Consider the following 24561-nt stretch of genomic DNA (forward strand, 5'->3'; position numbering starts at 1 on the left):
GGACTCGGGAGTTCTTTAAGCCTCTTCCTTTAGCGTGCTAATACAATAAGTGAGAGTTGCAGTTTTAACAGGAGCTCTGGCTACTCTCGTTGAGCACAAAATCAAGCTGCAGCAATAGAGTCCGCACTATCGCTAACACTTGAATGGATCTAGGGATTCATATTTCAGTCAGATAAAAGGGCCACTCTGTTGGCCCTTTTTGGCCTTCAAAATGAGGGCCAAAACCGCAATCGTCGCCAATGATAGCTGTGGGTTTTATAAAGATGGTATTAGAGGTTATTTGGCCAAATTAGTGCTGATGAAATGTACTTTTTTAAGCTGGAAAGCTATGTAGCCTGTCACTCCTATATTCACCGCTCACGTCAATTTTTAATTGGCAGCCTAAGCGCGAGTAGACACTCAATAATATTGAGTAAGACTGCTTAAATCAGTCTTGATTCATATTCCCTTCTGTAAAAAATGTCGGATGTTCTATTGCCATATTAGCTATTTCATCGGTTTAGCTTCATTGACATAGCAAGCATCAGATTCAATCTGAATCAGAGCTGACTACTTTAATCATTCAATCACCCAACCTATTCGATATGCATATAGTAATTGGTTTAATGAATTCGCTTATCAATGTGAAAATAGCCTCACTTAGCAAGCTTACGAAATAATTCGATTTGCTAAATAACTTAAAAATCAAATCTATGAGGATGAACATTATGAAAAAGTCAGCAATCGTTATCGCAACACTACTCGCGCTATCTGTAGGCACAGCAAGTGCAAATACAGAAGTACTCAACGGCTTCACAGGTAAAGTCGAAGCAGAATTCACTACACAAGATAAGCACACTAATGTTGAAACTCAACTAGGTTACGACTTCAACTTTGGAGCAGTATCGGTTATCCCATTCTTTGCTGCTGAAACGGCATACTCTGGCGAACGTAACCTAGAAGATGGTAAGCGTGAAGGCTTTGATAAAGGCGGATTAGGTGGCGGTATCAAGGTACAAACTAACTTTGACAATTTCTACGCCTATGTCGAAGGTCGTGCAATGCGCAAAGACCGTCTTAAGCTTCAAGGTCCAACACCTGAACTCTCGGGTTATACGCCTGCAGGGGCAGAAATTTTTACCAATAGCACTGTTAAAGAATACCGTGGCGAAATTGGTACTGGCTACATCTTTGACAATGGCCTAAGTGCCGGTGTTGAAGCTTCCTTCACTCAAGATCGCTTTGAAGGCTTCAAAGATGAGAAACGTGAAGTGTTCGCCGTCGCTGGTTACCAAGTGTCAGACAATTTCAATGTGTACTTAAAAGCGGGCCGCGCTGATACAGCGGAGCCTAAATTAGTAGCAGTACCATCATCAGATAGTTTGAAAGGTGAGTGGGAAACTAAAACAGTTATTGGTCTAACGTACAAGTTTTAATCGCAACAGCTCTTAGTTAATGGTACCTCGATGCTCTAAATTCTATACAAGGGAAAGCATCGAGAGTCACTTTAATGAGTTGCCACCAATAACTTACCATCTTTTTATAACGTTAAACCGAATTAAGGGAACATCATGGAATCAACAGGATACTCTGTTAATTATAAAGCAATTGCTTCGCGCTCAGTTTTACTGCCGAAGTTACCACTTTATAGTCAACGTAAATCTAAAATCGCAAATGCACTTGCTATTGGATTGCCAGTCATCATGCTTAGTTTTGTACTGGCCAGCTCTGCTAATGCAGAGATAGCTTGTGCTAGTACTGACTTTGAGTGTCAGGTGGCATTGTCAGAAAGAGTGGAGATTGAATTGGATGAGCGTTTGGCGCTTTACCATAAGCAGAAGGAAGTTCAATCGAAGAAAGAGGCGGTGCAGCGTGAATATATGCAGCAGGCTCATAATCTATGTATAGAGAACCCATTTGCACTCAAAGATCAAAAGGACTGTAAACGTTGATAGCCAAACTTAAATTGGTAATATCTACAAGCCTGAGTGTTATGACTCGGGCTTTTTACTGTCTGCTGTACTCATTAGCTTTCTCTGAGTGATAGGAGATCTAAAGCAGATCATTTTGTGGTCTATGATATTTAGTCGATATTATTTGATAATCTTGAGGGAAGTAGCTGCTAATGACAGAGTTTAAGTTCCTTAACCTGTTTAAAATTCGCCATTTAGTTACTTCTTATCTTCATCGTTTATAGTCAACTCACTTTGTGTCGAAAGTCGCTTATTTAAAAGTAGATGAGCATTTCGATTTGAGAGAAGCCAGAGCTGTGTTACGCTCTGTCGATTAGTAAAAATTTATAAATTTAGCAGGAGATTTCAATGGCCAGTCGTGGTGTCAATAAAGTAATTTTGGTAGGTAATTTAGGACAAGATCCTGAAGTTCGTTACATGCCGAACGGCAATGCCGTAGCCAACATTACCGTGGCGACAAGTGAATCTTGGAAAGACCCACAAGGTCAAAAGCAAGAGCGCACAGAATGGCACCGCGTAGTGATGTTTGGCAAATTGGCTGAAATCACGGGTGAATACTTGCGTAAAGGTTCTCAAGTGTATCTTGAAGGCAAGCTACAGACGCGTAAGTGGAAAGACCAAAGTGGTCAAGATCGTTACAGCACTGAAGTGGTTGTCGATCAAGGCGGTCAAATGCAAATGTTAGGCGGTCGTGGTCAAGGTCAAGCTCCTGGTGCACCAGCACAAGGCGGATACCAGCAGCCACAACAGCAAGCACCTCAACAGGGTGGTTATGCACCTAAGCCACAGCAAGCAGCTCCTCAGCAAGGTGGTTATGCACCTAAGCCTCAGGAAGCTCCTGCACAAGGCGGTTACCAGCAACCACAACAGCAACAAGCACCAGCACAAGGCGGTTACCAAGCGCCACAGCAAGGTGGTTATGCACCTAAGCCTCAAGCTGCACCAGCTGCACCTCAGCAGCGTCCTGCTCCACAGCCACAGCAAAACGTGACTCCAGATTTGGATGATGGTTGGGATGACGATATCCCGTTCTAGATCCCTGTAATTACAGTAATGTAAGAATAAGCTGTAAAATACATTTAAACCCAGTCTAATGACTGGGTTTTTCTTTTTCTGACACTTTCGTTTGTTTAAATATGTCCTATATTAGACTAGCGGTTAAAAATCGTGTCAGAAAAGGAGTGGTTATGTAATGCCCGATTGCCTTATTAGCCTCATCAAATGAGGTAAACTCCGCTCTTGGACTTAAGACACCGTTTATTACTTTTGCTCGTCATCAGGATAGAGTTCGGCAAATAAATATACTAAACACAAACTGTTAAGCGGCATAACAGGATTTGTCCAAATCATACGGCTGTGACGCCCAGCTTCACCAAATATTTCAAGTAGAAGATCCGAAGCTCCATCAAGCGCTTTTGGATGTTCAAAGCAAGATTCATGGACATTCAACACACCCTCCAAACGGTAAATTTGTTTTATCCGCGTAAGCTCACCACAAGCCTGTTTTAATTGCGCAATGGCATTGAGAGTTGCAAGACGACATGCAGCATATCCCTCACTCACGGTATGCTCTGCTCCCAATTGTCCTTGATACTGAAGCATGCCCTTTAAATAGGGAAACTGCCCCGAGGTCATTAACTGGTTGCCGACGATTGAATAGGGCTCGTAATTCCCTAGTCCCCTAGCGACTTGAGGTAATGTAACCCCTGCGGTCATTAACCGCGATTCAGGAGTGATCATCATAATGTCGCCTGGTGTGACAAGGTCTTCGTTGGATCAAGGAGCGGTGCTAACCAAGTTGTCAAATGCTGAGGATTGGTCATCAGCCAGTTCGCTGCAGCCTCATCTTCTGTCATCCCTTGTCGATTAACCGCATAATCGAGCTCTGCAACAATTTGATTCGACATTACTATATTATCGAGTACCTTAATTTGTTCCGGCGAGAAATTACGCGTTAGCTCCACCTTACGGGCAAGCAACACTGCTTTATCTTTACCACCGAGCAAACCTCTTGGATCCTGAAGCTCACGAATACGGTATTGGTGATGTAAAAACTGAGGGTGCCACAGAGGAACAATCACCCAATCATTCACCGCTGCTGCAGATTCAAAGGCCGCGACACAATCAGCCTGAGTGCCAGTTTTAAATTGATAACCCGCCGCGGTTAATCCATATTGCACCATGATATTTTTAGAAAAGCGTGTAATTCCCGCGCCTTCACCAATCCCTTGAATTGTCGGCCGCATACGTTGCTGGACTTCAGGTTTGAGTAAATCCTCAATGCTCGACACTAATTCTGCAGGCACATAGTCGGGTACACCCCAGAGCGCATAGGGCTCATAATGCAGCCCGAGTTGCTGCGTAGGTACTCGCTCTTCAACGTGTTGTCGATAAATCCCATGGCTATGAGGTAGCCATGCAGAACAAACCATATCCACTTTGCCTTCACCTAGCCGATCAAAATTAGCCTCATGCAGTGCATAGCTTCGTTGTACCTCTTTACCCATAACTCTTATTACCTGAGCCACTACAGCCGCGGTAACGCGGTGGAAACTCAAGTCCGTCACTCCCATGCGAATAACCTGCTCACCCTGTGCACTTTTGCTATTCAGGCTTGTACTCTCATTCTGTGAACTCATGCCCATTGCGCCTCGGTGAAATAACCCTAAAGATGCCAAGCTTCCCAGCCCCAGCGTTTGTAATAATTGTCGCCTAAAAGAATCAATCTTTGGCATGCTCAATCTCCTTAGTATCTAAAATGGTGAGTCTGTCCATCGCAATCCCTACGATGGTGTTGTGCTTTGCATAGGGAAAAATCACCTCTACTTTGATGCCATTCGGATCTTCGAGGAACAACTGATGTTCACCAATTTCGGGCACGATTCGTTCCTGAAAAGTCATCCCTTGCTGACATAAATGTTGCTGCATCTGGTGTAAATCTGTGCCGCGAAACGACAAATGATCAACACGCCCAGAACCATAGAGGTTGCTACTCTCCCCTAAATAAACCTGTAGCGCTTGATCGCCCGCAGCCACTAAATGCAAGATGGGTTTATCCGAGGCATAGAGCCAATGGCCAGGAAAACCAAACTGTGGCCGCCAACCTAGTTTCAAGTCCAGAATGACTTGATAAAATGCAAGCGTCTCAACCAGTTTTGGGGTTCTGATAGTAAAGTGGTCTAATCCAATTATGTTCATATTGTTATCCTCTGGCAGTATTGACTCAGCATTGCCAAGTGCGGAGCCAAACGGTTTCAACTCAAACGAATTACGTGAGTAAATTCAATTAAGCTCAGTACTTGGCGTAAGCCGATAAGATTAATTCCCGCGAACGCCCGCAGCCAAAGGCTTGAAACGGAAAATGTAATAAGGTGGACTGTTTTCAGCTTTGCCATTATTGAAAGGCGCTGAGAGCGGTAATTGTGCGGCGCCTGAGTACAAATAACCTTGCTTGCCATAACTCACGCCGTCGGGCCACACCATACGTTCATCATGCACATAAGTACGGTACTGACGAGACTCAGCGGGTATCACTCCAATGGTTCGTTCACCCACTTCCGTCAGGTACAAATTATTGGCTTCATCGATACTTAAGCCGCCGTTATTAGGTTTGTTGGCATAGGTCTCCACTTTGGCTGAGAGTGCCGCAGGTGTAAGCGAAGGATTGATTAAATCCGTCATTTGCACGCGGTAGATTTTGTCTTTATTCATGGGGGCAAAGTAGAGCCATGTTTGTGTTTTATCTAAAGCAATACCATCGGCACCCACATAGACTTCAATCTGCTTACGGTTTTTTGAGTCCTTGTCGATAATAAGTGGCCGTTGCAAATCAGGCATTACACTGTTATCCCCCTGTAGTAGGCGACGGCTAATACCAGTGTTTAAGTCTACGACTACCAATGCGGCTTTATCACCTATGGGGCCGGTGGCAATGCCTTCATCGGCAATCACTATTGTTTGATGCCTTGATGAAATAACAAAGTCATTATGCTGTGATTCTGCAAGCGAGACCGGCGCTGGCAAGTGAATAATGCGGTCTAATTGATTTTTCTTGGTATCCCACGCTACTAATTTAGGTTCAATGCGTGGTGTCTGCTGACCAGAGTCCAATAGCCAGACTCTATCTTGATCATCAGTTCGCAAACCCAAAACCCAATTAAGGCAAGTATCAGGATCTTTGGCTTTACCCTGTAGGTCATGGCATTGTTGCCAATCTGAATTGGGAAAGGGCTTGCTGCTGCCATCAGCTAAAAGCTCAGAAACCTTAGTCTTAGGTTGATAAAAAGGGTGATAACTGAAAATCAATCTGTCAGTCGATGTGAAGGTAATGCCGCCTACGGCCCCATCTAGTTCGGCAAAAACTTCCATTTTTGCCAGCGGCGCTGTCCTTGTTACTGCCAATGTGTGACAGCTCAACAGGCTGGTTATCAATAACACCAATGTTTTTGATCGTATAGGGGATACCATTAAATCGGAAAATTTTATCATCTTTATTCTCCTTAACGTGGGCCAGCTAACAAGGTTAAGCTTGCATCGGCTAGCCTATGCTGCCAAAGATAAAATCCCACCAAAGCAGGCGTTGCGCCCTTGTCTATAGGTAACTGCGCCACATCCAAAGCATGGACAGTCCACACATAGTGGTGTTGACGCCCCTCCGGCGGGCAAGGTCCAATAAAGCCAGGCTTACCCAAATCGGTATTCGCTTCAACGGCACTACTGGGTAATTCTCCACCGTCTACGCCACCAGGAAGCGTGGATACTTGTGCTGGAATGTCATACACCACCCGATGCCAAAAACCACTGCCTGTCGGTGCATCTTTGTCATAAAAGGTGACGGCAAAGCTTTTGGTGCCAGCTGGCGCATTTTGCCAAGTTAAACTTGGAGCGAGATTTTCGCCCGAACAGCCAAATTGGTTCCAATAATACTTAGGCGGAATAGTTGAATTATTACTCAAGCTGCTTTTTAAATTAAAACTCTTGGTACTGTTATCAGCCATAACATTATTAATGCTGGCGGCCAAAATAACAGTAACCAAAAGGATACTATTGGAACAAGATAGGCGGGTTAATTTCATGTTATGTTTACACTCATAGTTTGTTAGAGACTTAGCATAGCAATTAAAATATTTTGATAAATAGCATGTGGATTGAATGAGTTTCAAAAAATATTGTCTAATAAATGCTTGTAAAATCACAACAAATAAGTAACAACTCATCAGGTATCATCATGTAGGGAGGTCGCTATTATCTGGCCTACAAACTAAGTTACCGTGGAATTGAGGAGATGTTCGCTAAGCGAAATATCCATCTTGACCACTCAAACCTGAACCGTTGGGTTATCAAATATGCGCCGAAACTCGAAGGTATATTCAGGAACAGAAAGTGTCGAGTCTCTGGCTCGTAGCGAATGGACGACACCTACATAAACGTAAAAGGTCGGTGGGTTTACTATTATCGAACCGTGGACAAGTACGGCGTTATTATTGATTTTTATTTGAGTGAAACTCGTGATGAGCTAGCACCCGGGAATTTTTCAATAAAGCCATCAACTAGCCCGGCTTACCTGAAAGGTGGTCATTGATAAAAGTGGTGCCAATGCCGCGGCATTAGGTACTGTCAATATTCGTCTTTGGTTATCTGGACATATGCAGTTGATGATCGAGGTATTGGCGGTTAAATATTTGAATAATATTGTCGAGCAAAGTCATCGAAAAGTGAAAGGCAAAATACATCAATGTTTGGGTCGGAAGTCTTGGGTAAGGGCCAATCAACATTGGCAGGCGTTGAGCTTTGGTCCATGATTAAGCAAGGGTAAATGGACACCACTGAAAAGATGACACCATGGGAACAATTTAATTTTTTAGCAGCCTAATTGCACCTGTGAGACCCCGTACCCTCAAATTATAGCGCCGATACCTCAGTTTGAGACAGAAGCAGCATCTCTTAGTTTGTCACTTTGGCCCCAGAAGGTGGCAAAGTCTTCAAGTGACATGCCAGATTTGTTGGTCATTTCAGTGTCACACTCCTGGCTGTAAAGCTGCTTCATGATTGAAAACTCTGCTTTGATCACTGCGCCCATTATCGCAGTATTTCCCCGCTTATCCTGCAGGCAAGCATTGGCACCCTGTTCGAGTAATGCCGCGGTTGCCAACTCTTGACCGTTATAGGCAGAGACCATCAGCGCGGTATAGCTTTGGCCATTGCGTTGATCAACAGGAAACCCAGCTTCGATAAAGTGAGTTAACACCTCAACATCGCCAGTTCTGGCAGCGGCAAAGTAATAATCCATGAGTAACTGAGTCTGTTTCTCGATAGTTTGCTCAGCAGGCTTTTCTTTGTGAGCGTGCTCGGCTGCAAGTGGTGCAGCGAGTGAATAAGAGACATAAAGCGCTGAGGTGATAATACTCGCGCCTAAGTTAGCACAGAGTAAAAAAAACATTGATTTCAGTGACAGTGAGCTAAACATTGAACTGGCCCTCGATTAAAAGATGTCGATCATTGGTATTGAATATTTATTTGGTGATTTCCGGTTGCCCGCAAGACGCACTCTAAACAGGGCAGAAAAGAGCAAAATTACGTCTTGCGGGGCTTACTGGGTACTTCCTATACTGATTGGTATTAATACTTGCCCTTTAGTATTAAATATCGATTGATTGTTACATTAGGCCTTCCTGATATTCTACTCTTTGCTTCACTTCGTTTAAATCACCATTAACGGCCTTAGTGAGTCGCTTACCAAAATCTTGGTCAGCGAGGTAGAAGTAGCTCAACATCTGATGCTTAACATTACTGTCTCTTACTTGACCAAGGTCGCCAGATAAGTTGGTGATCAAATCACTCTTATCTTGCTTGCTTAAGCTGCGATAAAAGATCCCTGCTTGAGTAAAGTTATCTTGCTTACCAATGACTTTTTGCTGCACGGTGCCAGACACTGGCGTATTACCTGAGCGGTAACGGTTATCTTCAGCGAGTGCTAAATGACTACTTGGCTGATAGTTAATGTCACTCGTGGTGTGGCCGTAGTTCAATGCACCATCTTGGTTGTGATTCGCAACTTTCACTCGTGTTTGGTTAATCGGCAGCTGTGATAAGTTGGCGCCTAAACGATACAGCTGTGTATCGGCATAGGAGAAGATACGCCCTTGCAGCAATTTGTCTTCCGATGGCTCGATACCTGGGATTAAGTTGGAAGGAGCAAACGCGGCCTGTTCGGTTTCTTGGAAGAAGTTACCCGGAACACGGTTTAAGGTCATTGTGCCTACGGTTGTTTCAGGCACATCAAGCCACATTTTCGTTGCATCGAGCGGGTTGTAATCAAACGTACTGAGATCTTCTGGGCCTAATACTTTGACTTTTAGATCCCATTTAGGAAAATTGCCTTTACCAATCTCGCTATACAGATCGTCGGTTAGGTGGTTGAAGTTTTTACCTTGCATCTGTGTGACTTCTGCCGGTCTGAGTCCTTCAACACCTTGCTGGCTCTTCCAGTGAAACTTCACGTATTTAACTTGGTTATCATCATTAATAAACTTATAGGCATGTACGCCCCAGCCATCCATTTTACGGTAGCTCGATGGCGTGCCTAAATTGGTGTAAACCCAGGTCAACATATTGGTGGCGGTGCCTTCATGGCTGAAGAAATCAAAGTAACGATTAGGGTCTTGGATATTCGTAATAGGTGACGGCTTTAGTGAATGCACCATGTCAGGAAACTTAATGGCATCACGGATGAAGAACACAGGCAGGTTATTACCAACGAGATCCCAATTACCTTGCTCTGAATAGAAGCGTGTCGCGAATCCACGAGGATCACGTAAAGTTTCCGGTGAACCTTTTGAATGGATAACCGTTGAAAAGCGAACAAATACTGGCGTTACTTTTCCTTTTTCAGAAAAAAGTGCTGCTTGCGTTAGTCCACTAAGGTCATCGCTGGCAACAAACTCACCATGCACACCAGTACCTCTGGCGTGAACAACACGCTCAGGAATACGTTCACGAGCGAAACGTTGTAGTTTTTGAATCAACTGAACGTCCTGTAAAAGCACGCTGCCGTTACTGCCTGCAGTGATTGAGTTTTGGTTATCGCCTACAGGGGCACCATTGTCACGGGTTAAGGTTTCAGCTTGGACACTAAATGCCAGACTCATCGATAGTACTAAACAGCTTTTTCTTGTTAGATCCATTGGGATTCTCATTATCTACAACACACGCTCTTTCTGCCTGCAATCAGTGTAGAACGGAAATAGAGATTAAAAGAAGCGATCTTTATCGATTGAGCGAATTGTTAAAATCTATTAGGCCTATATTTCATTTAGATTTTTTAATTCTCTTTAGTATTCTAGGTCTAAATACAAAAAGTGGTAAAAACGACAACGGGTACAGGTTAAGCCATTGATTAACAATAATGAGTTACTGATATTTGCAAAAAACATTGACCGATATGGAAACTGACTTAGACTAATGTCATGTTAAACGGGGTATGAGCACCACCAGAAAGGGATAGACTCTCTACGCGGAGCCTATAGCCAGACATCAGCCAAATACACAATATATTGTTTTTTAATGCTAATAACTTTATATACTGACTTTAGTATGTGATTTCTGTTGTCTGATTCAAGTAACCGTTTTACGTCACTATAGATCTCATAATTTTCTTTGACGGGTCATTGATCCTTCTCGCCTCAATGAAAACAACAGCCTCTTTTTCAGGTAAAAAACCACACCGTCTATATGAGGGGAGCTTCTACTATTTTGCTTTAGAGGCGCTTATAGCCAAGTAAATGCATCATCTTCACTATTAGTTAAACTTTTAACAAACAAATCTGATTAGCTTTCATAAAACCTGTCAATTTATGCGCAGGATAATAAAAATTAAGAATATTTCCGTGCTCATACAACTGGTTAATTGACGTTTTTTGGTAAGTGTAAATTTAGAGTTACTGTGGTGCTGTTTTGGTCTCTATATCGCTAGGGTTCATTCACTCCGTTGCTGATTTTGATTTTTACCATGAACTGCCGTTCTAAGACAGATATAAATTAAAAGTGTCAAAATAGGTATCTAAAATACAACTAACCCATTATAAGCGAAGGTTTTATTATTGCTTCAACCCCCCTTATTTTAATATCGGCACCCTACCTAAAAGTACTACTCCTTTGTGTTGGTTCTTCATTTTGACGGGTAATTCGTTCTGTTTGAGACATTAACTATCACCAATTGCTGTTAGGGTAACAAAATGACGCAGAGCAGCTAGTTCTCAATTTGAATCAAATCAAATTAGCGGTGAGTCGGTTGCAGATTATTCAACAAGGATTGTGCTGAATATGCGAGGAATATTACTGGTATTGCTATTGATTATTAGTAGCGCGATGCCATCGATGGCTGAAGATAGTGACATTGAAATCAGTGGTCTCATGATTGACCGCACATTAACTCGCTTTGGTAAGGACTTTGGCTTTTATTACGCAAGTTATTGGCGTGATCTGCCGTTTACTCAGGGTTTTAATGTCACGCTTTATGAAACTGTTTTCCCTCAGGCTGGTACGTTGCTTCGCTTAGAAGTTAATGGCGTTACCATTTACAGAACTCACTTTGGACGCAGAGCTAGCCCGATAAAGGAACGAGCAGAACAAGCCATTTTACTGACAATTGATTATTTGGCTCAGGTTAGAGCAAATGCAATTACAGCTGAGTTTGCTGATAATGCTGACGGATATTAGGATAATTACAATGAATAACAGGATGTTAATTCTCGCTACTTTATTCGTAGCAAGCCCTCTTCAAGCCACCGAATTAGTTTATACCCCGATTAACCCTAGTTTCGGCGGTTCAGCATTAAATGGCTCCTACCTGCTGAATAAAGCCAATGCACAGAATGACCATACTGCAGAAAATGCTGAAAAAGATTTTGTCACTCGCTTTAAAGAGTCATTAGAGCGAAACATCATGAATACCATTACTCGTGGCGTTGCCAGTGGGGAAATTACAGATGGTACTTATGATACTGGAGACTTTAGGATTGAAGTTGCCTCAATAGGCGGTGGTGTGATGTTAACGATTACTAATCTACTGACAGGTGAGGTAACCGTGATTGAAATGCCTTCTTACGGAGGATAACGGATGAAATTATTAATTAGCCTATTGTTACTCGGCAGCTTATCCGCTTGTAGCCTTATTCCCAAGCCTGAGTTGAATATCAGTGAAGCACAGCTCAATCCAACCAGTGAAACGATGCGGCAATTAGTGGCAAAACCAGGCCCAAAGTACCCAATTCCTGTCGCGGTATATTCCTTTAGGGATCAAACCGGGCAATATAAACCACAGCAAAACGTGAGTTCTTTTTCTACTGCGGTAACGCAGGGAGCGACATCAATGTTGGTGCAAACATTATTGGACTCTAAGTGGTTTACCCCAGTGGAACGAGAAGGGTTACAAAACCTGTTAACCGAACGAAAAATCACCAAGAAACAACCTAATAAATCCAAAAAAGAAGATGTGCCACAACTGACCAATGCCAGGTTGTTGTTAGAAGGCGGCATTATAAGCTACGAAACAAATATCAGTACAGGTGGGTCGGGAGTTGAGTACTATGGTATTGGTGCATCCGAGATGTATAGGGAAGACCAAGTGACGATCTATCTTCGTGCTGTCGATGTTCATACGGGTAAAGTAATGATGTCGGTATCAACCACTAAGCGGGTGTTTTCTCAGGAAATGCGAGCAGGACTGATTCGATTTACGAGCCTAAATAGACTCGCTGAAGCTGAAATTGGCTTTACAACCAATGAACCCGTACAGTTTTGTGTCTTGCAAGCTATTGAGTTAGCGGTATCTGAATTGGTAGAAAAAGGACTTGAAATGGGTTATTGGAATTCAGCTACATTAGCCGCTAAAGAGCTTACTCCAGCCAATTCATAAAGTGTTTCCTTATTTGGTTTTTTCAGTAGCGGTAAAATTTATTTTACCGCTATCTTTTGCGTTTTATGTCGTTAAACTATTGATATGAAGCAGTTTAGTCGTAAGTATGGTTTAGTTGTATTTGTATGGTGTTTTCAGTTGTAAGGGTCTTTTTATATAGCTATTAATACTGAATTGTTGTATTAATGTTAAATTCTCTTGGGTAACCTAGAGTATAAAGAGCATTCATTCATAAGGACAAGTATGGGTGGTTCATCTATAGCGTTAGATGATTTCATTTCAGGGAGAGAGCTCAATGAGTAAAATAGATGAACTAGTCTTCATCCACCAAGTTGCCGCGCCTTGCCACTTGGCCATATTAGCGGATTCTATTGGTATTAAAACCAGGGTAATCAAAAAGCCTTCTGACCTAGTTGTTGCAAAAGACTGTAATCGCTTTTATATGGTAGCCCAAAAAGGCACGGCGTTAGATAGCAAAGGCATTCCAATCGTCGCAGCTCGATTAGTGTCGCAGTTCCCAATCGCATTGTATCAGGTAGAACGGGATTCTTTAGATCCTAAAGCAGCACTACTGCTAGGAATAAAAGGCCTTTTATATGCCGATCAAGGCATGGACCTGTTATTGACAGGGCTTAAAAAAATGGTCGCGAATGAGCTTTGGTATGAACGGGGTTTACTGAGTGAAATGTTTAGTCATTTGATGAAACGTTTAGATAGCAATAACGAGGTGGCTCAAGATCAAGATACGATTGCTATGCTACAAATGCTGACCAACCGAGAAAGAACCGTCATTCAGTTAGTGTCCAGTGGTGCACGAAACAAAGAAATTGCACATCAACTATGTATAAGTGAACACACAGTCAAAGCACATATATCTTCAATATTTAGAAAGACCCAGTCGCGTAATCGAGTTGAGTTATTGCGTTGGGCGCAAACCTATCAAAGCCAATTTGAGTTATGTTCTTAATATAACAAGTATAAAAAAAGGGAGCCTAAGCTCCCTTTTTAATGGATGAATAATTTAGTTTTGCATTACTGTCGCACTGTTAAAGTCACCAGTTTGGCTGACTGAAATCGCATTATTGGCACCGGTTTGAGAACCACTTACGAAGTTATCATTACCTACTTGTGCAATCGTTAGGCTATTGTTTACGCCATCAACTCGGAACGCTTCTTCAGATTCGCCACCGACCCAGTTGCCGTCGCCAGTTTGAGCTATTAACGCGCTATTTTCATCGCCAACAATAATCAAATCAATGAGGTTAATATCACCATCTTGAGTCATCTCAACGTCAGTATTGTCAAAACCGACCACTGTTACTAAGGCTTCGTTTTCGTTGCCATCTTGTTCGATATCGACTTCGTTACCAAAACCTGTCACGTCAGCATAACTGTAGTTGTCATCGCCTTCTTGTGAGATCTCAATTTGGTTGTCATCCAGAGTTGTAAAGGCAACAGCGGTGTTATTGTCACCATCGGAGATGATACTGATGTCGTTATCATCGCCATAAGCGGCGAATGTAGCAAAGTTAGTTTCGCCTTCTTGATCTAAAGAGATGTTATTTTCATCTCCTAGGATCTGAAATTCAGCTCCATTATTATTGCCATCTTGGTCTACACGCAAGACATTATCACTACCTTGAATTTCAGCAGTTAAGGAATCACCAATCGTGTTAGTGTTACCGTCTTGATTCACTTCAATGTCATTGTCATCACCAGCGGTAAAAGCAAAGTATGCCGTATTGCTATTACCAACTTGGTCAATCTCAATCTCATTTTCTGAACCAACCAGCGAATATACAAAACCTGTGTTGTTATCACCTTCTTGAGAGACTACAAAATTATTGTCGTCACCGGCCACACCTTTCACAGCCCCTAAGTTACCATTACCCTCTTGGTAGACTTCAACATCATTGTTATTACCAACGTTTGGCGTAATGTCTAACGACACTAAACCGGCAACGTTGTTATCGCCCATTTGAGTGATGTCACCATCGTTACCATTGCCTTCAACTCTAAAAACACCAAAGTTACTGCTACCCTCTTGGTTCACAACACTCGTGTTTTCATCACCTAAGAGCTCAACAACCGCCTCATTTTGAGCACCGTCTTGCATCACGTCGCTCGTGTTGCCGTTGCCAGTGATATCAGTGGTGCTTTCGTTAAAGAAGTCGAGCTGCATGACCGTTGCTTTGTTGTCGTTGCCATCAATATTAGTGGTACTTATATGCCAATCATCAGCCTGGTCGACGTCAACAGTGTTGCCGTTACCCTTGGAGTCAACATAAGCTTCTATCCAAACTCCATTCTGGATCACGATTGCAGATTGATTATCACCTTGTTGGTTGACGTCTGCGATATGTAAGTCACCAGTTTGGATCACAGTGGCGTCTTGACCCACAACACTGCCAGCGGTAACGGTAGTTTGTGTAATTGTGGCCGTGTTTGATGTGTCGGCAAATGCATTACTGCTAAGGCTAAAACTTGCGGTAATCGCTAGTGCAATCATGGTTTTTTTTGTTTGCGATCTCATTAGATGCTCCCTGTTTAGTATTGAGTAATTGTGATTGCTGCGCCGTCTGCAATCTGTTCAATCGAAAAACTGGCACTTCCTAACTGATTAATCTGCACTAAATTATCATTACCAATTTGGGTGATGTTAGCTCGGTTATCAGCTCCAGCTTGTAAAAGTTCAACTTCATTATCTTGACCATACTGGATAATGTCAGCGTGGTTGTTGCTACCCATTTGGATTAAGTTTGCTCCATTACCAGCGCCTGATTGACTCAGATTTGCATGGTTTAGAACACCTAATTGAACGAGGTTAATAACATTTTCTCGGCCAGTACTTTCAAGCAGTGTTTGTAGTGTTATTGGTAGCTCGGTGCTCTGATTGTTGAGTTCAGTAGCGCTTGTCGGCACTGAGTGCAGCAATAGCGCAATGGTGAGTCCAATCGTTTTAAAAACTGACACTTAACGCCCCTTGGTATTGGTGTAAATAGGCAGTAGAAAACTTAATGTTTAAGTTACTAATCCTGCTTTACGGCTTGCTGGTAAGGGACTGTATATGACAGCTCTCGCCAGATAAGTGACTCAAGCTACAGTGCTGAATTTTTGCAGCAATCAGAAAAAGGTCTATTTATTCAACGTAAGCTACCGACATGGAAATTTGTTAATTTCGGTAATTTTCTGTTGAAAAATATAGTGTTTATTTAATTATTTTACGAATGCGGAAGAGATTACTAATGCCATGGGATTAGTAATTAAGTGTTAAAGGGTTGGGGGGCTCTTTTAAAAACAGAGTGGCTATGGCAACAATCCCTACGTTAACAATTTCCGGATATGCGCAAAGTGTTTTCAGCGGTCAGTATTTTATGTGGCTATGGATGGCACTCAGAGCATTTGCAGTACCGGTTCGGGGAAATTTAAAGGATTAATAGGAAGACTGTTATATGTTTAAGAAACTGACACCACTTGCTTCGGCAATCGCAGGCATTATTGCCGTATCATCGGCACCTGTTTATGCAAAGGGGCCTGCACAGCATGAAATAGTGAAAGACTCACTCATTGTTGTTTATAAAGATAACACTACGATGAGCGAACGTGCTTCAGCACAGCGATTAGTACGAGGCTCAGTTCGTGATATCAATGCTGATGGCGTAGACGATCGTTTTTCAAACTTACTTGGCGGAAAATTGGCTCGTCTCTCACTGCGCTCAGGCTCAGATGTTGCGAAAGCAATCAAAATGATTAGTCGCCATCCAGCGGTAAAGTATGCAGAACCAAACTATGTACTAAAAGCGATTGGCACGCCTGATGATCCTGATTTTGTTTCACTTTGGGGGCTTAATAATGCAGGGCAAGATGGCGGAACTACTGATGCCGATATTGATGCAGTAGAAGCTTGGGACATCACGACCGGTGATACCAATATTGTCGTGGGTGTTATTGATACGGGTGTTGATTATAACCACCCTGATTTACAAGCTAATATGTGGACTAACCCTAATGAAATAGCCGGTAATGGTATTGATGATGATGGTAATGGTGTTGTCGATGATATTCACGGTTTTAGTGCTGTTAACAACAGTGGTGATCCCATGGATGGTAACGGTCATGGTACTCACGTATCAGGTACTATCGGAGCGAAGGGTAACAACGGTGTTGGTGTTGTTGGTGTGAACTGGGATGTCAGCATTATAGGGTGTCAGTTCCTTGATGCTAGTGGCTCAGGTTCTACAGCAAATGCCATAGCATGTATCGACTATATGACAGATCTTAAGTTAAACCATGGGGTTGATATTAAAGCGACAAACAACTCGTGGGGAGGTGGTGGATTTAGCCAAGCAGTAAAAGACTCTATTGAAGCTGCCGGTGATGCAGGGATATTGTTCTTTGCTGCAGCGGGTAACGATGCTGTCGATAACGATGCTAGCCCGCATTATCCATCCAGCTATGATTCTGATGTTGTGATGTCAATTGCCAGTACTGATCGAAATGACAATATGTCAGGCTTTTCACAATGGGGTTTGACGAGTGTCGATATGGGAGCGCCTGGTTCCGCTATTTTATCTACAACACCAGGTAATACCTATTCGACTTATTCTGGTACTTCGATGGCTACCCCTCATATGACGGGAGCAGCGGCATTAGTTTGGTCTATTAATCCTGACCTGACCCCGTTAGAGATGAAGCAGCTACTAATGGATTCTGGCGATGTGAATGCAGGATTGACGGGGAAAACAGTTGCAGGAACACGATTAAACGTAGCAAATGCGCTTGATCTTGCCGATCCAGAACCAAGCTATCGCTTTAGTGTTTCTCCTACGGCACAAACTGTTGAAGCTGGCAGTGCTGCAAGCTTTGACTTTAGTGTGGGCAGTGTAGCAGGTTGGGATGGCACCGTTGCGTTGACTGTTGATGTGAGTCCGGCTTTGGCGGGAGTGTCACTTTCAAGCGACAGCGTAGTGACTGGTGATAGCTTTACCGTTGATGTTGCCACGGCTGCTGATGCGTTATGGGGAGATTACACCATTACAGTATCGGGTGACGATGGCAGTACAGTGAAGAGTAAAGCTGTATCACTGACGGTATTACCACAAGGTATTCAGGACTTCACTTACGCAAATGATGAGTCAGTAGCCATTCCAGATAATGACCTTGCAGGTTTGGTGAGCACGATTGTTATTACTGATGATGTTCAAGTCTTTGGGGTGAATGCAGACGTTGATATTTCTCACTCTTGGATTGGTGATTTAGCCGTGACATTAACTTCACCAATGGGAACCGAAGCCGTGTTGCATAACCGTGAAGGTGGTAGTGCGGATGACATCGTTAAGAGCTGGGACTTAAGTGCTTTTAATGGAGAAATGGCGACAGGTACGTGGACATTAGCGGTTAATGATAACGTTGGATCCGATACTGGTACCTTAAATAGCTGGGGAATGGTGATCTCAGGTGTTGGTGATGCAGCGCCGCAGGCACCAGTGGCAGGCTTTAGTTATGCCATTGATGGTTTAGATGTCACCTTTGCAAACGCAAGCTCAGATATGAATGACGATATTGTCAGCTATAGCTGGGACTTTGGTGATGCTGGAACGTCAACAGAGATGAGCCCTGTTCATACCTATGATACAGCAGGTACTTACACTGTATCGATGACTGTTATAGATGCAGAAGGCAACAGTGATTCTGCGACCATGAGTGTCGAAGTGTTTGAGCATAGCATTACTGCTGGAGTGGCAAGAGCTAAGTTATCTCGTCGTGGCAGTGCATTAGTTGACTTAACATGGGGTGGCGCATCTGGTGAGTCAGTGGTGATTTATCGTGATGGCAATGCCATTGCGACAACTGCAAATGACGGTCGTTACCGCGATCGTTTCAGCGATGCTGCTGCATCAGTTGAGTACAAGGTTTGTGAAGCCAGCAGTAGCTTGTGTTCAGAACCTATCGTTGCGACTTTCTAACTAATTATTAGTTAACTTGTCTTTTGGCGGTCTCCGGGCCGCTTTTTTTATTGCTGTTAACTTTAGCGATGAGTGAGTCGTTATTTAAAATAAAGAACTCACCTCGAACAACTTCAGGTTTTTGTGTTGATATTTGCGAAACCCAGCATGCCTTCAATAACATCAGCGGCTATTACTCGCACTTGGTAGTGGTCAATGTGATAGCGAACATAACTTGCTTAACGGTAAAGCACCAGATGATGTGACCCACACTGAATTGATCCAATGCATGGGTGAAAAAGTCATTAAATTATAATTTTAATAGAAAAATAGGGTCTAACGGTTCGACTTTTTTATGAGCATATGGAGTTGCGAGGTTACCAAGGCTCGATATGGTATTTCTTCAAAATGGCCTGATATTGGCCAGACTGCTTGATATTTTCTATCCCTTCGGCAAACTTATGTTGGTAATTTTTTTCAAGATCTTTATGACTAAAGCCAACATAGAGAGACGTAGAATTCCCGTCACTACCAGCAAACTTAATATCCTCCGAGTAGCCAAATACTTGTGCAGTGTGTTCTACCACATAGCGGTTTCCCAGCAACACATCGACGCGATCTTTTATGAGCAGGTTTAAGTTGGTTTTGAATGGTGATTCACCAGAGGCATAAAAGCTGAGAGGACTTTGTTCTAGATATTGATTTAATTCGTCACCATAGTTATATCCTAAAATACTGGCGACCGCTTTGTCCTCAAGGTCGGTCAATGTTGAATATTGCCAGCTATTGGAAGCATGCACGTAAAAGTCATTGGTATTCTGGCCTAATACTATATTGGAAGTTTGTAATTTACAGCGTTTAATAGACTCTTGGTTGATTGCCAGCACGGCATGAATTTTATCCCTTTGCGCGAGTCGTAAGGCTCTTTTAAATGGAATAGTCTCAAACTTAGCCGTAACTCCCACCGTTAAAAATGCTTGCTGAGTGAGTTCGACAAAATAACCCGAATTGTTTGCACAGATATAGGGACACCAGATATCTGACGCGATAACAATCTGCTCTGCTTGGACTGGAAAGCTCAAACACAAAATGATTAATAATTTAAGCTTCAAAATAATATCTGTAGCACTTTTGTATGAGAAATTATTTTGCAGTTTAGCAAATAAAAGTTTAAGACGCTGGTAAATTAACGAGATCTAATTTACATCGTGCTAGATGCTCTGCTTGAGAGGGGGGTCAAGCGTTTCACACTGAGGTTGAATTTAGTGACAGGTTTCCCGCCTAACATCATTCTGTCATGTTATCAGAGCACTATGCTCTCCAGATTAACTTAAATGTATCATTTTTAGTTTAAGTTAAGCTGTTGATATAAAAGTGATTAGTATTTTATATCGCATTATTGCAATTTATTCTCTGATAAAAACTTGAATAACGACGGCTTTGAACTAAATTCGATAATAGCAATAAAAAGCATGAAATGTTTTTCAAATTCTTGATGATAAACCTATAAGTTGTACTACTGAAATAGAGACAGTAAACGGCAAACATAAGGCTAACACCTCAGTGGTATGTCATTGAGTAAACTTAAGTAAATGAAAGCAATATTTACTTTATATTTTTTGGGTATGTGTTGATTCAAGGGCATTGGCATCGATGTATAATTCGTCAAAAAAACCAGTTTGGTACGGTGAACTGATCACCTCACGTGGTAATACCGTGGTCATTTATGACACACTATTTCCCGAGGCTCCGGCGGGTAGAGTCTACTTTTATAACACGACGCGTGACGCTATTATTGAGTATGAGGAAGGGATTGTTAAACCTCATTTGCATGAGCTATCGGCTGCGGCCTTAGCAACCGCGGAAGAACATTACGGAGCGGCGTGGAATGTTGCTCGAGAAGCATTTATGGAGAAGCATTCAGGCTGGGTAGAAGCGAATAATCCTAAGGCAAGCGTGACTAAAAAACCAAAACCTGAACCCATTATTGAGCCAGAAGCAGAGTTAGAGACAGAATCAACTAATGACGATGATTTTGATCGTGGTTGGTCAAATGATGATTTGGATGACTAACATCGTTAGTCTAACGAGAAACAGCGCTTTAGCGCTATTTTTTTAAGCTTCGCTATCAAACTGATAGCGGCTGATATGATGATAAATTTTGCCTGGTCTCGTTAAGCCGTCACCTGCTATTTCGGGTTGGTTAGGTGCATCCGGTATTTGTTGAGGTTCTAAACATACGGCTTGATATTGCGATAACCGCTGTTGGTTTTTTCCTATCGTACCCTGCAAAAAGTTAGCGCCGTAGACCTGAACACTCGGTTGGTTAGTGTAGAGCGTCATACCACGGCCACTTATTACCGAACTCAAACGACCAAATCTTTGCAGTTGTGGTTCGGTTTGGGGTAATAAGTAACAATGATCAATCCCTGATGTGGCAGTAAACTCTTCTGCACCTATAAACGACTGTAACTGTGTGGCTTGATGCAGATCGAGGGCACTATTGACGGTTTCACAAATTTGAGTGGGTACACCAACATCGTTCATCGCCAGATACTGGTTTGAGTCTACTTGCAGAGCGTGTTGTAAACTGCTGTTGCTACCGTCTAAGTTAAAGTAACTATGCTGCGTGAGGCTTATTGGACAGGTTTTGTCGGTACTTGCCAGCATCTCTATGTAAAGGTTCTTTCCCACAAGGCGATAGTCTAATTGAACAGTGCACTTGCCGGGAAATCCCATGTCGCCATCGGGGCTCACCAAGCTTAAGCGAACCCCATCTGGCAGTTGACCTAAATGCCAGTGCTTACGATTAAACCCCTCTTTACCGCCATGTAGACAATTGCTGGCTTGATTGATATCAAGTTGATATTGCTGACCATCTGCTGAGAATTTACCGTGGGCAATGCGGTTGGCATAACGGCCAGCAATAGCGCCTAGATGTGCATCTTGGGCTAAATAGTCACTGACCGAGTCACAACCTAAAACGATATTGCCACGCTCGCCATCTCGGTCTGGGGTCCACAATGATCGAATGATCCCGCCTAAGCTCAGAACCTCTAACGCGAGGATGCCGTTGTCAATGATAATCCGTTCAACTTGGTCACCGCGAGGATCGTTCCAAGGGGCTAGAGGGCGAAAGCGTACCATGGTTTATCCTTGTTAAAAGCGAAGTTTTACAGCGTGCTATGTTGCGGTTAATATTTTTATTTAGCGAGATGAATACGTATTCATCTCGCCAGCTGTTAGTGCCTGATTACCGTGCTTATTGTCGAGCTAATTACCAAGTTAGTTATCGAGCCGTTTGGCACCATCCGATGCGGAACATAAGTAGATAGTGGCTTCTATGCCTGTTTTTTCCAAATATTGTTGTTCAACGATTTCGACGACAGCATCGGTCAATTCATGATCGACTAAGGCGACGACACAGCCACCAAAACCGCCGCCAGTCATCCGTACCCCCCCTCTTTCGGCGATGACACTCGATACTATCTCAACCAGAAAATCAATTTCAGGTACGGTGATTTCAAAATCATCACGCATAGAGATATGTGACTCGGCCATTAATGTGCTTAGCTGCGAAATGTTGCCCGACTCCAGTGCCCATGCGGCATTTTGAGTACGACGGTTCTCGGTAATGACATGTTTAGCACGTCGATAATGTACATCACTGAGCTGGTCTTTTGCCGCTTCAAGGTCGGCGAGTTCAAGGTGACGCAGCGAGTCTAGTTGGAAGTGCTCAGCAACTTGTTCACATTGTTCGCGGCGCAGGTTGTATTCAGACTCAACCAGACCCCGTTTAACATTAGAGTTGATAATAATCAGGCTTAAGTTTTCGGGGATACTGACAGCCTCGCTATCGAGATCAAGGCAGTCTATTAATAATGCGTGATCTTGCTGACCCAGCGCACTGATCATTTGATCCATAATACCGCATGCACAACCCACGTAGTGATTTTCACCGCGCTGAGCCAGTTGGGCAATCGCCAGAGGTGACAGTTGTATTTGGTTTACATCATTAATCGCTGTCCCAAAAGCAATCTCTAGCGCGGCAGAAGAGGAGAGGCCTGCACCGAGAGGCACGTTACTGACTATCGCTAAGTCCATACCTTTGGTTGCGAGGCCTGATATCGCCATAGCCGAGCTAAAGCCTTTAAGGTAATCAGCCCATTCTGGTGACTCTGGTTTGTTACCTTCTTCACCGAAGGTCCATTCTTTCATCTCGCCAGGAAAGGCATCAGAAACTGCGCGAAACTGGCTGTCTTCACGACGCTTTATGGCAATGATGGTGTGAAAGTTTATCGCTGCTGGCAACACAAAACCGTCATTGTAGTCGGTGTGTTCGCCTATTAAATTGACTCTTCCGGGAGCAAAATAGAGCGTATCAGCTAGGGTGCCGAATGTTTGTACAAAAAGTTTATTGGCTCGTTGAGCTGGATTGGACATGGTTTACTTTTCCGAAAGTTGTCATTCTGTTGAAAGCGATATCTGCTTTAGCTTATTAATAACCGTTTAATGTTTAACAAGCGGTTTGTACCTAACTGTTTAGTGGCGGCGTAAAGTCGTTTGCTAATGAAAGTGAATAAACCGTTTACTGGGTTACCCTGTCCGTGAGCTGTAATGTTTATTTACACTTCATCAGCTTTATATCACGACTTTACCTGATATGTAACTGAGTTTTTTATTGATTTTCATAGTGAACTTCAGACTGAGCTCGTAGTAGGCTTGCGGCTTGTTCAGCTGTTAAGTCTCGCTGGCTTTCAGCTAGCATCTCGTAACCCACCATAAATTTCTTTACATCGGCACTGCGCAGTAGAGGGGGATACACATGCCCATGCAATTGCCACTCCGGGTGAGGTTGCTGGTCAAACGGGGCTCCATGCCAGCCCATAGAATAGGGGAAACTGGTGTTAAACAAGTTGTCGTATCGTGTCATTAATGACTTGATTATGGTCGCTAATGAAACTTGCTGGCTGGTCGTAAGTTTGTCTAAGTGAGCGACTTCAAAGCGCGGTAAAATCAGGGTTTCAAATGGCCAAGTCGCCCACCAAGGCACCACCACTAGCCAGTCATCATTGTTTATGACGACTCGCTCGGTGTTGGCTATTTCTTTACTGGCATAGTCAAACAACATTTTGCGTTGATGACGTTGATAATATGCCAATTGTGTACGGGTCTCGGTTACAGCCTCATTAGGCAACTCGCTGACGGCCCATATTTGGCCGTGGGGATGTGGGTTGGAGCACCCCATTGCCGCCCCTTTGTTTTCGAACACTTGCACCCAAGGATAGTGTTTACCTAGCTCGCTGACTTCTTTGGCGAGGCATTCGAATACAGCGCTAAGTTGTGCAATAGAAAGCTTAGGTAGGGTGTGGCTATGATCGGCAGAGAAGCAGATAACCCGGCTGGTGCCAGTAACAGATTGCAACGCAAAAAGTGGATCATCTTGCTGTGCGGGCGGCGTGTCTGATGTGAGTGCCGGGAAATCGTTAGCAAATACAAACGGTGAACTATATTCTGGATTTCGCTCGCCACTTATTCTTTTGTTGCCAGGGCAAAGGTAACATTCAGCATTGTATTTGCTTGTGGTCGTTACCCTTGTTGACTCCCTTTGCCCTTGCCAAGGACGTTTTGCTCGATGTGGGGAAACCAACACCCACTGCTCGGTTAGCGGGTTAAAACGTCTGTGGGGGTGGTCATCACGATCAAACATCTCACTAATCCTTTATATTATGTGTTTAATAGGGCTGTA

At 43.2% G+C, this 24561-nt stretch carries 22 protein-coding genes and 1 pseudogene; 10 read left to right on the top strand and 13 right to left on the bottom strand.

What is annotated here, in order from left to right:
* Window positions 1-707 precede the first annotated feature (707 nt).
* From CXF83_RS04315 to ssb, 3 genes are all read left to right on the top strand, one after another.
* Entirely contained in the window at window positions 708-1415 is a 708-nt protein-coding gene (locus tag CXF83_RS04315; RefSeq protein WP_101092467.1) for a hypothetical protein, read from the top strand.
* Window positions 1416-1550: 135 nt separating this feature from the next.
* A complete protein-coding gene (locus CXF83_RS04320; RefSeq protein ID WP_101092465.1) occupies window positions 1551-1931 on the top strand; it encodes a hypothetical protein in 381 nt (126 codons plus the stop codon).
* Window positions 1932-2300: 369 nt separating this feature from the next.
* Window positions 2301-2987, top strand: coding sequence for a single-stranded DNA-binding protein (gene ssb, locus CXF83_RS04325; protein ID WP_101092463.1), 687 nt, complete (start codon window positions 2301-2303; stop codon window positions 2985-2987).
* Window positions 2988-3212: 225 nt separating this feature from the next.
* Here ssb and CXF83_RS04330 read toward each other — a convergent pair whose 3' ends face one another.
* From CXF83_RS04330 to CXF83_RS04350, 5 genes are all read right to left on the bottom strand, one after another.
* Window positions 3213-3695, bottom strand: coding sequence for an Atu1372/SO_1960 family protein (locus CXF83_RS04330; RefSeq protein WP_101092461.1), 483 nt, complete (start codon window positions 3693-3695; stop codon window positions 3213-3215).
* The gene (locus CXF83_RS04335) at window positions 3692-4687 is read right to left on the bottom strand and encodes a glycine betaine ABC transporter substrate-binding protein (RefSeq protein WP_232775027.1); all 996 of its coding nucleotides are present in this window, start codon (window positions 4685-4687) and stop codon (window positions 3692-3694) included. The genes CXF83_RS04330 and CXF83_RS04335 overlap by 4 nt, the downstream gene beginning before the upstream one ends.
* Complete coding sequence (locus tag CXF83_RS04340) at window positions 4674-5150, bottom strand: VOC family protein (protein ID WP_101092459.1); 477 nt, start codon at window positions 5148-5150, stop codon at window positions 4674-4676. The genes CXF83_RS04335 and CXF83_RS04340 overlap by 14 nt, the downstream gene beginning before the upstream one ends.
* Window positions 5151-5270: 120 nt before the next feature.
* Window positions 5271-6440: a major royal jelly family protein gene (locus CXF83_RS04345; protein WP_232775028.1), complete on the bottom strand. Its 1170-nt coding sequence runs from the start codon at window positions 6438-6440 to the stop codon at window positions 5271-5273.
* Between the two features lie 11 nt (window positions 6441-6451).
* Window positions 6452-7027: a YbhB/YbcL family Raf kinase inhibitor-like protein gene (locus CXF83_RS04350; protein ID WP_101092457.1), complete on the bottom strand. Its 576-nt coding sequence runs from the start codon at window positions 7025-7027 to the stop codon at window positions 6452-6454.
* Window positions 7028-7191: 164 nt separating this feature from the next.
* On the opposite strand from CXF83_RS04350, the pseudogene CXF83_RS22955 reads away from it, so the two are divergent.
* A pseudogene (locus CXF83_RS22955) lies at window positions 7192-7753 on the top strand (IS6 family transposase); the annotation flags it as partial.
* A gap of 116 nt (window positions 7754-7869) precedes the next feature.
* Here the strand turns inward: CXF83_RS22955 and CXF83_RS04360 are convergent.
* On the bottom strand, window positions 7870-8418 hold the full coding sequence (locus CXF83_RS04360; protein ID WP_101092455.1) for an ankyrin repeat domain-containing protein: 549 nt from the start codon (window positions 8416-8418) through the stop codon (window positions 7870-7872).
* Between the two features lie 190 nt (window positions 8419-8608).
* Window positions 8609-10135 (bottom strand): catalase, encoded by a 1527-nt coding sequence (locus CXF83_RS04365; RefSeq protein WP_101092453.1) that lies wholly within the window; start codon window positions 10133-10135, stop codon window positions 8609-8611.
* A gap of 1183 nt (window positions 10136-11318) precedes the next feature.
* Between CXF83_RS04365 and CXF83_RS04370 the strand changes: the two genes are divergently transcribed.
* From CXF83_RS04370 to CXF83_RS04385, 4 genes are all read left to right on the top strand, one after another.
* Window positions 11319-11669, top strand: coding sequence for a curli production assembly/transport protein CsgE (locus CXF83_RS04370; RefSeq protein WP_232775057.1), 351 nt, complete (start codon window positions 11319-11321; stop codon window positions 11667-11669).
* Window positions 11670-11679: 10 nt separating this feature from the next.
* The gene (locus CXF83_RS04375) at window positions 11680-12066 is read left to right on the top strand and encodes a curli assembly protein CsgF (RefSeq protein ID WP_101092449.1); all 387 of its coding nucleotides are present in this window, start codon (window positions 11680-11682) and stop codon (window positions 12064-12066) included.
* A 3-nt stretch (window positions 12067-12069) separates the two neighbouring features.
* Window positions 12070-12867: a CsgG/HfaB family protein gene (locus CXF83_RS04380; protein ID WP_101092447.1), complete on the top strand. Its 798-nt coding sequence runs from the start codon at window positions 12070-12072 to the stop codon at window positions 12865-12867.
* A gap of 295 nt (window positions 12868-13162) precedes the next feature.
* The gene (locus CXF83_RS04385; protein WP_101092445.1) at window positions 13163-13834 is read left to right on the top strand and encodes a helix-turn-helix transcriptional regulator; all 672 of its coding nucleotides are present in this window, start codon (window positions 13163-13165) and stop codon (window positions 13832-13834) included.
* Window positions 13835-13888: 54 nt separating this feature from the next.
* Here CXF83_RS04385 and CXF83_RS04390 read toward each other — a convergent pair whose 3' ends face one another.
* Together CXF83_RS04390 and CXF83_RS04395 are read right to left on the bottom strand one after the other, a co-directional pair.
* Window positions 13889-15400 (bottom strand): curlin, encoded by a 1512-nt coding sequence (locus CXF83_RS04390; protein WP_101092444.1) that lies wholly within the window; start codon window positions 15398-15400, stop codon window positions 13889-13891.
* A gap of 14 nt (window positions 15401-15414) precedes the next feature.
* The gene (locus tag CXF83_RS04395; protein ID WP_101092442.1) at window positions 15415-15840 is read right to left on the bottom strand and encodes a curlin; all 426 of its coding nucleotides are present in this window, start codon (window positions 15838-15840) and stop codon (window positions 15415-15417) included.
* Between the two features lie 479 nt (window positions 15841-16319).
* Between CXF83_RS04395 and CXF83_RS04400 the strand changes: the two genes are divergently transcribed.
* Complete coding sequence (locus tag CXF83_RS04400) at window positions 16320-18833, top strand: S8 family serine peptidase (protein WP_101092440.1); 2514 nt, start codon at window positions 16320-16322, stop codon at window positions 18831-18833.
* A 356-nt stretch (window positions 18834-19189) separates the two neighbouring features.
* Here CXF83_RS04400 and CXF83_RS04405 read toward each other — a convergent pair whose 3' ends face one another.
* Entirely contained in the window at window positions 19190-19924 is a 735-nt protein-coding gene (locus CXF83_RS04405) for a substrate-binding periplasmic protein (RefSeq protein WP_157822935.1), read from the bottom strand.
* A 541-nt stretch (window positions 19925-20465) separates the two neighbouring features.
* On the opposite strand from CXF83_RS04405, the gene CXF83_RS04410 reads away from it, so the two are divergent.
* Window positions 20466-20885 (top strand): hypothetical protein, encoded by a 420-nt coding sequence (locus tag CXF83_RS04410; protein ID WP_101092436.1) that lies wholly within the window; start codon window positions 20466-20468, stop codon window positions 20883-20885.
* A 42-nt stretch (window positions 20886-20927) separates the two neighbouring features.
* Here the strand turns inward: CXF83_RS04410 and CXF83_RS04415 are convergent, their stop codons facing one another.
* The 3 genes from CXF83_RS04415 to CXF83_RS04425 all read right to left on the bottom strand — a co-directional run bounded on the left by CXF83_RS04415 (window position 20928) and on the right by CXF83_RS04425 (window position 24522).
* A complete protein-coding gene (locus CXF83_RS04415) occupies window positions 20928-21959 on the bottom strand; it encodes an aldose epimerase family protein (RefSeq protein ID WP_101092434.1) in 1032 nt (343 codons plus the stop codon).
* A gap of 138 nt (window positions 21960-22097) precedes the next feature.
* Window positions 22098-23255 (bottom strand): galactokinase, encoded by a 1158-nt coding sequence (gene galK, locus CXF83_RS04420; RefSeq protein ID WP_101092432.1) that lies wholly within the window; start codon window positions 23253-23255, stop codon window positions 22098-22100.
* Between the two features lie 235 nt (window positions 23256-23490).
* Complete coding sequence (locus CXF83_RS04425; RefSeq protein ID WP_101092430.1) at window positions 23491-24522, bottom strand: UDP-glucose--hexose-1-phosphate uridylyltransferase; 1032 nt, start codon at window positions 24520-24522, stop codon at window positions 23491-23493.
* Window positions 24523-24561 lie beyond the last annotated feature (39 nt).

Source organism: Shewanella sp. Choline-02u-19, from assembly GCF_002836205.1.
Taxonomy (GTDB): Bacteria; Pseudomonadota; Gammaproteobacteria; order Enterobacterales; family Shewanellaceae; genus Shewanella.

Excerpts from the sequence above, each read along its gene's own strand:
- CXF83_RS04345 (WP_232775028.1), bottom strand. The coding sequence starts at position 6,440 with ATGATAAAATTTTCCGATTTAATGGTATCCCCTATACGATCAAAAACA.
- CXF83_RS04320 (WP_101092465.1), top strand. The coding sequence starts at position 1,551 with ATGGAATCAACAGGATACTCTGTTAATTATAAAGCAATTGCTTCGCGC.
- CXF83_RS04340 (WP_101092459.1), bottom strand. The coding sequence starts at position 5,150 with ATGAACATAATTGGATTAGACCACTTTACTATCAGAACCCCAAAACTG.
- CXF83_RS04425 (WP_101092430.1), bottom strand. The coding sequence starts at position 24,522 with ATGTTTGATCGTGATGACCACCCCCACAGACGTTTTAACCCGCTAACC.
- CXF83_RS04415 (WP_101092434.1), bottom strand. The coding sequence starts at position 21,959 with ATGGTACGCTTTCGCCCTCTAGCCCCTTGGAACGATCCTCGCGGTGAC.
- CXF83_RS04385 (WP_101092445.1), top strand. The coding sequence starts at position 13,163 with ATGAGTAAAATAGATGAACTAGTCTTCATCCACCAAGTTGCCGCGCCT.
- CXF83_RS04315 (WP_101092467.1), top strand. The coding sequence starts at position 708 with ATGAAAAAGTCAGCAATCGTTATCGCAACACTACTCGCGCTATCTGTA.
- CXF83_RS04400 (WP_101092440.1), top strand. The coding sequence starts at position 16,320 with ATGTTTAAGAAACTGACACCACTTGCTTCGGCAATCGCAGGCATTATT.
- CXF83_RS04375 (WP_101092449.1), top strand. The coding sequence starts at position 11,680 with ATGAATAACAGGATGTTAATTCTCGCTACTTTATTCGTAGCAAGCCCT.
- CXF83_RS04330 (WP_101092461.1), bottom strand. The coding sequence starts at position 3,695 with ATGATGATCACTCCTGAATCGCGGTTAATGACCGCAGGGGTTACATTA.
- CXF83_RS04390 (WP_101092444.1), bottom strand. The coding sequence starts at position 15,400 with ATGAGATCGCAAACAAAAAAAACCATGATTGCACTAGCGATTACCGCA.
- galK (WP_101092432.1), bottom strand. The coding sequence starts at position 23,255 with ATGTCCAATCCAGCTCAACGAGCCAATAAACTTTTTGTACAAACATTC.
- CXF83_RS04410 (WP_101092436.1), top strand. The coding sequence starts at position 20,466 with ATGTATAATTCGTCAAAAAAACCAGTTTGGTACGGTGAACTGATCACC.
- CXF83_RS04365 (WP_101092453.1), bottom strand. The coding sequence starts at position 10,135 with ATGGATCTAACAAGAAAAAGCTGTTTAGTACTATCGATGAGTCTGGCA.
- CXF83_RS04380 (WP_101092447.1), top strand. The coding sequence starts at position 12,070 with ATGAAATTATTAATTAGCCTATTGTTACTCGGCAGCTTATCCGCTTGT.
- CXF83_RS04335 (WP_232775027.1), bottom strand. The coding sequence starts at position 4,687 with ATGCCAAAGATTGATTCTTTTAGGCGACAATTATTACAAACGCTGGGG.
- CXF83_RS04360 (WP_101092455.1), bottom strand. The coding sequence starts at position 8,418 with ATGTTTAGCTCACTGTCACTGAAATCAATGTTTTTTTTACTCTGTGCT.
- CXF83_RS04370 (WP_232775057.1), top strand. The coding sequence starts at position 11,319 with ATGCCATCGATGGCTGAAGATAGTGACATTGAAATCAGTGGTCTCATG.
- ssb (WP_101092463.1), top strand. The coding sequence starts at position 2,301 with ATGGCCAGTCGTGGTGTCAATAAAGTAATTTTGGTAGGTAATTTAGGA.
- CXF83_RS04350 (WP_101092457.1), bottom strand. The coding sequence starts at position 7,027 with ATGAAATTAACCCGCCTATCTTGTTCCAATAGTATCCTTTTGGTTACT.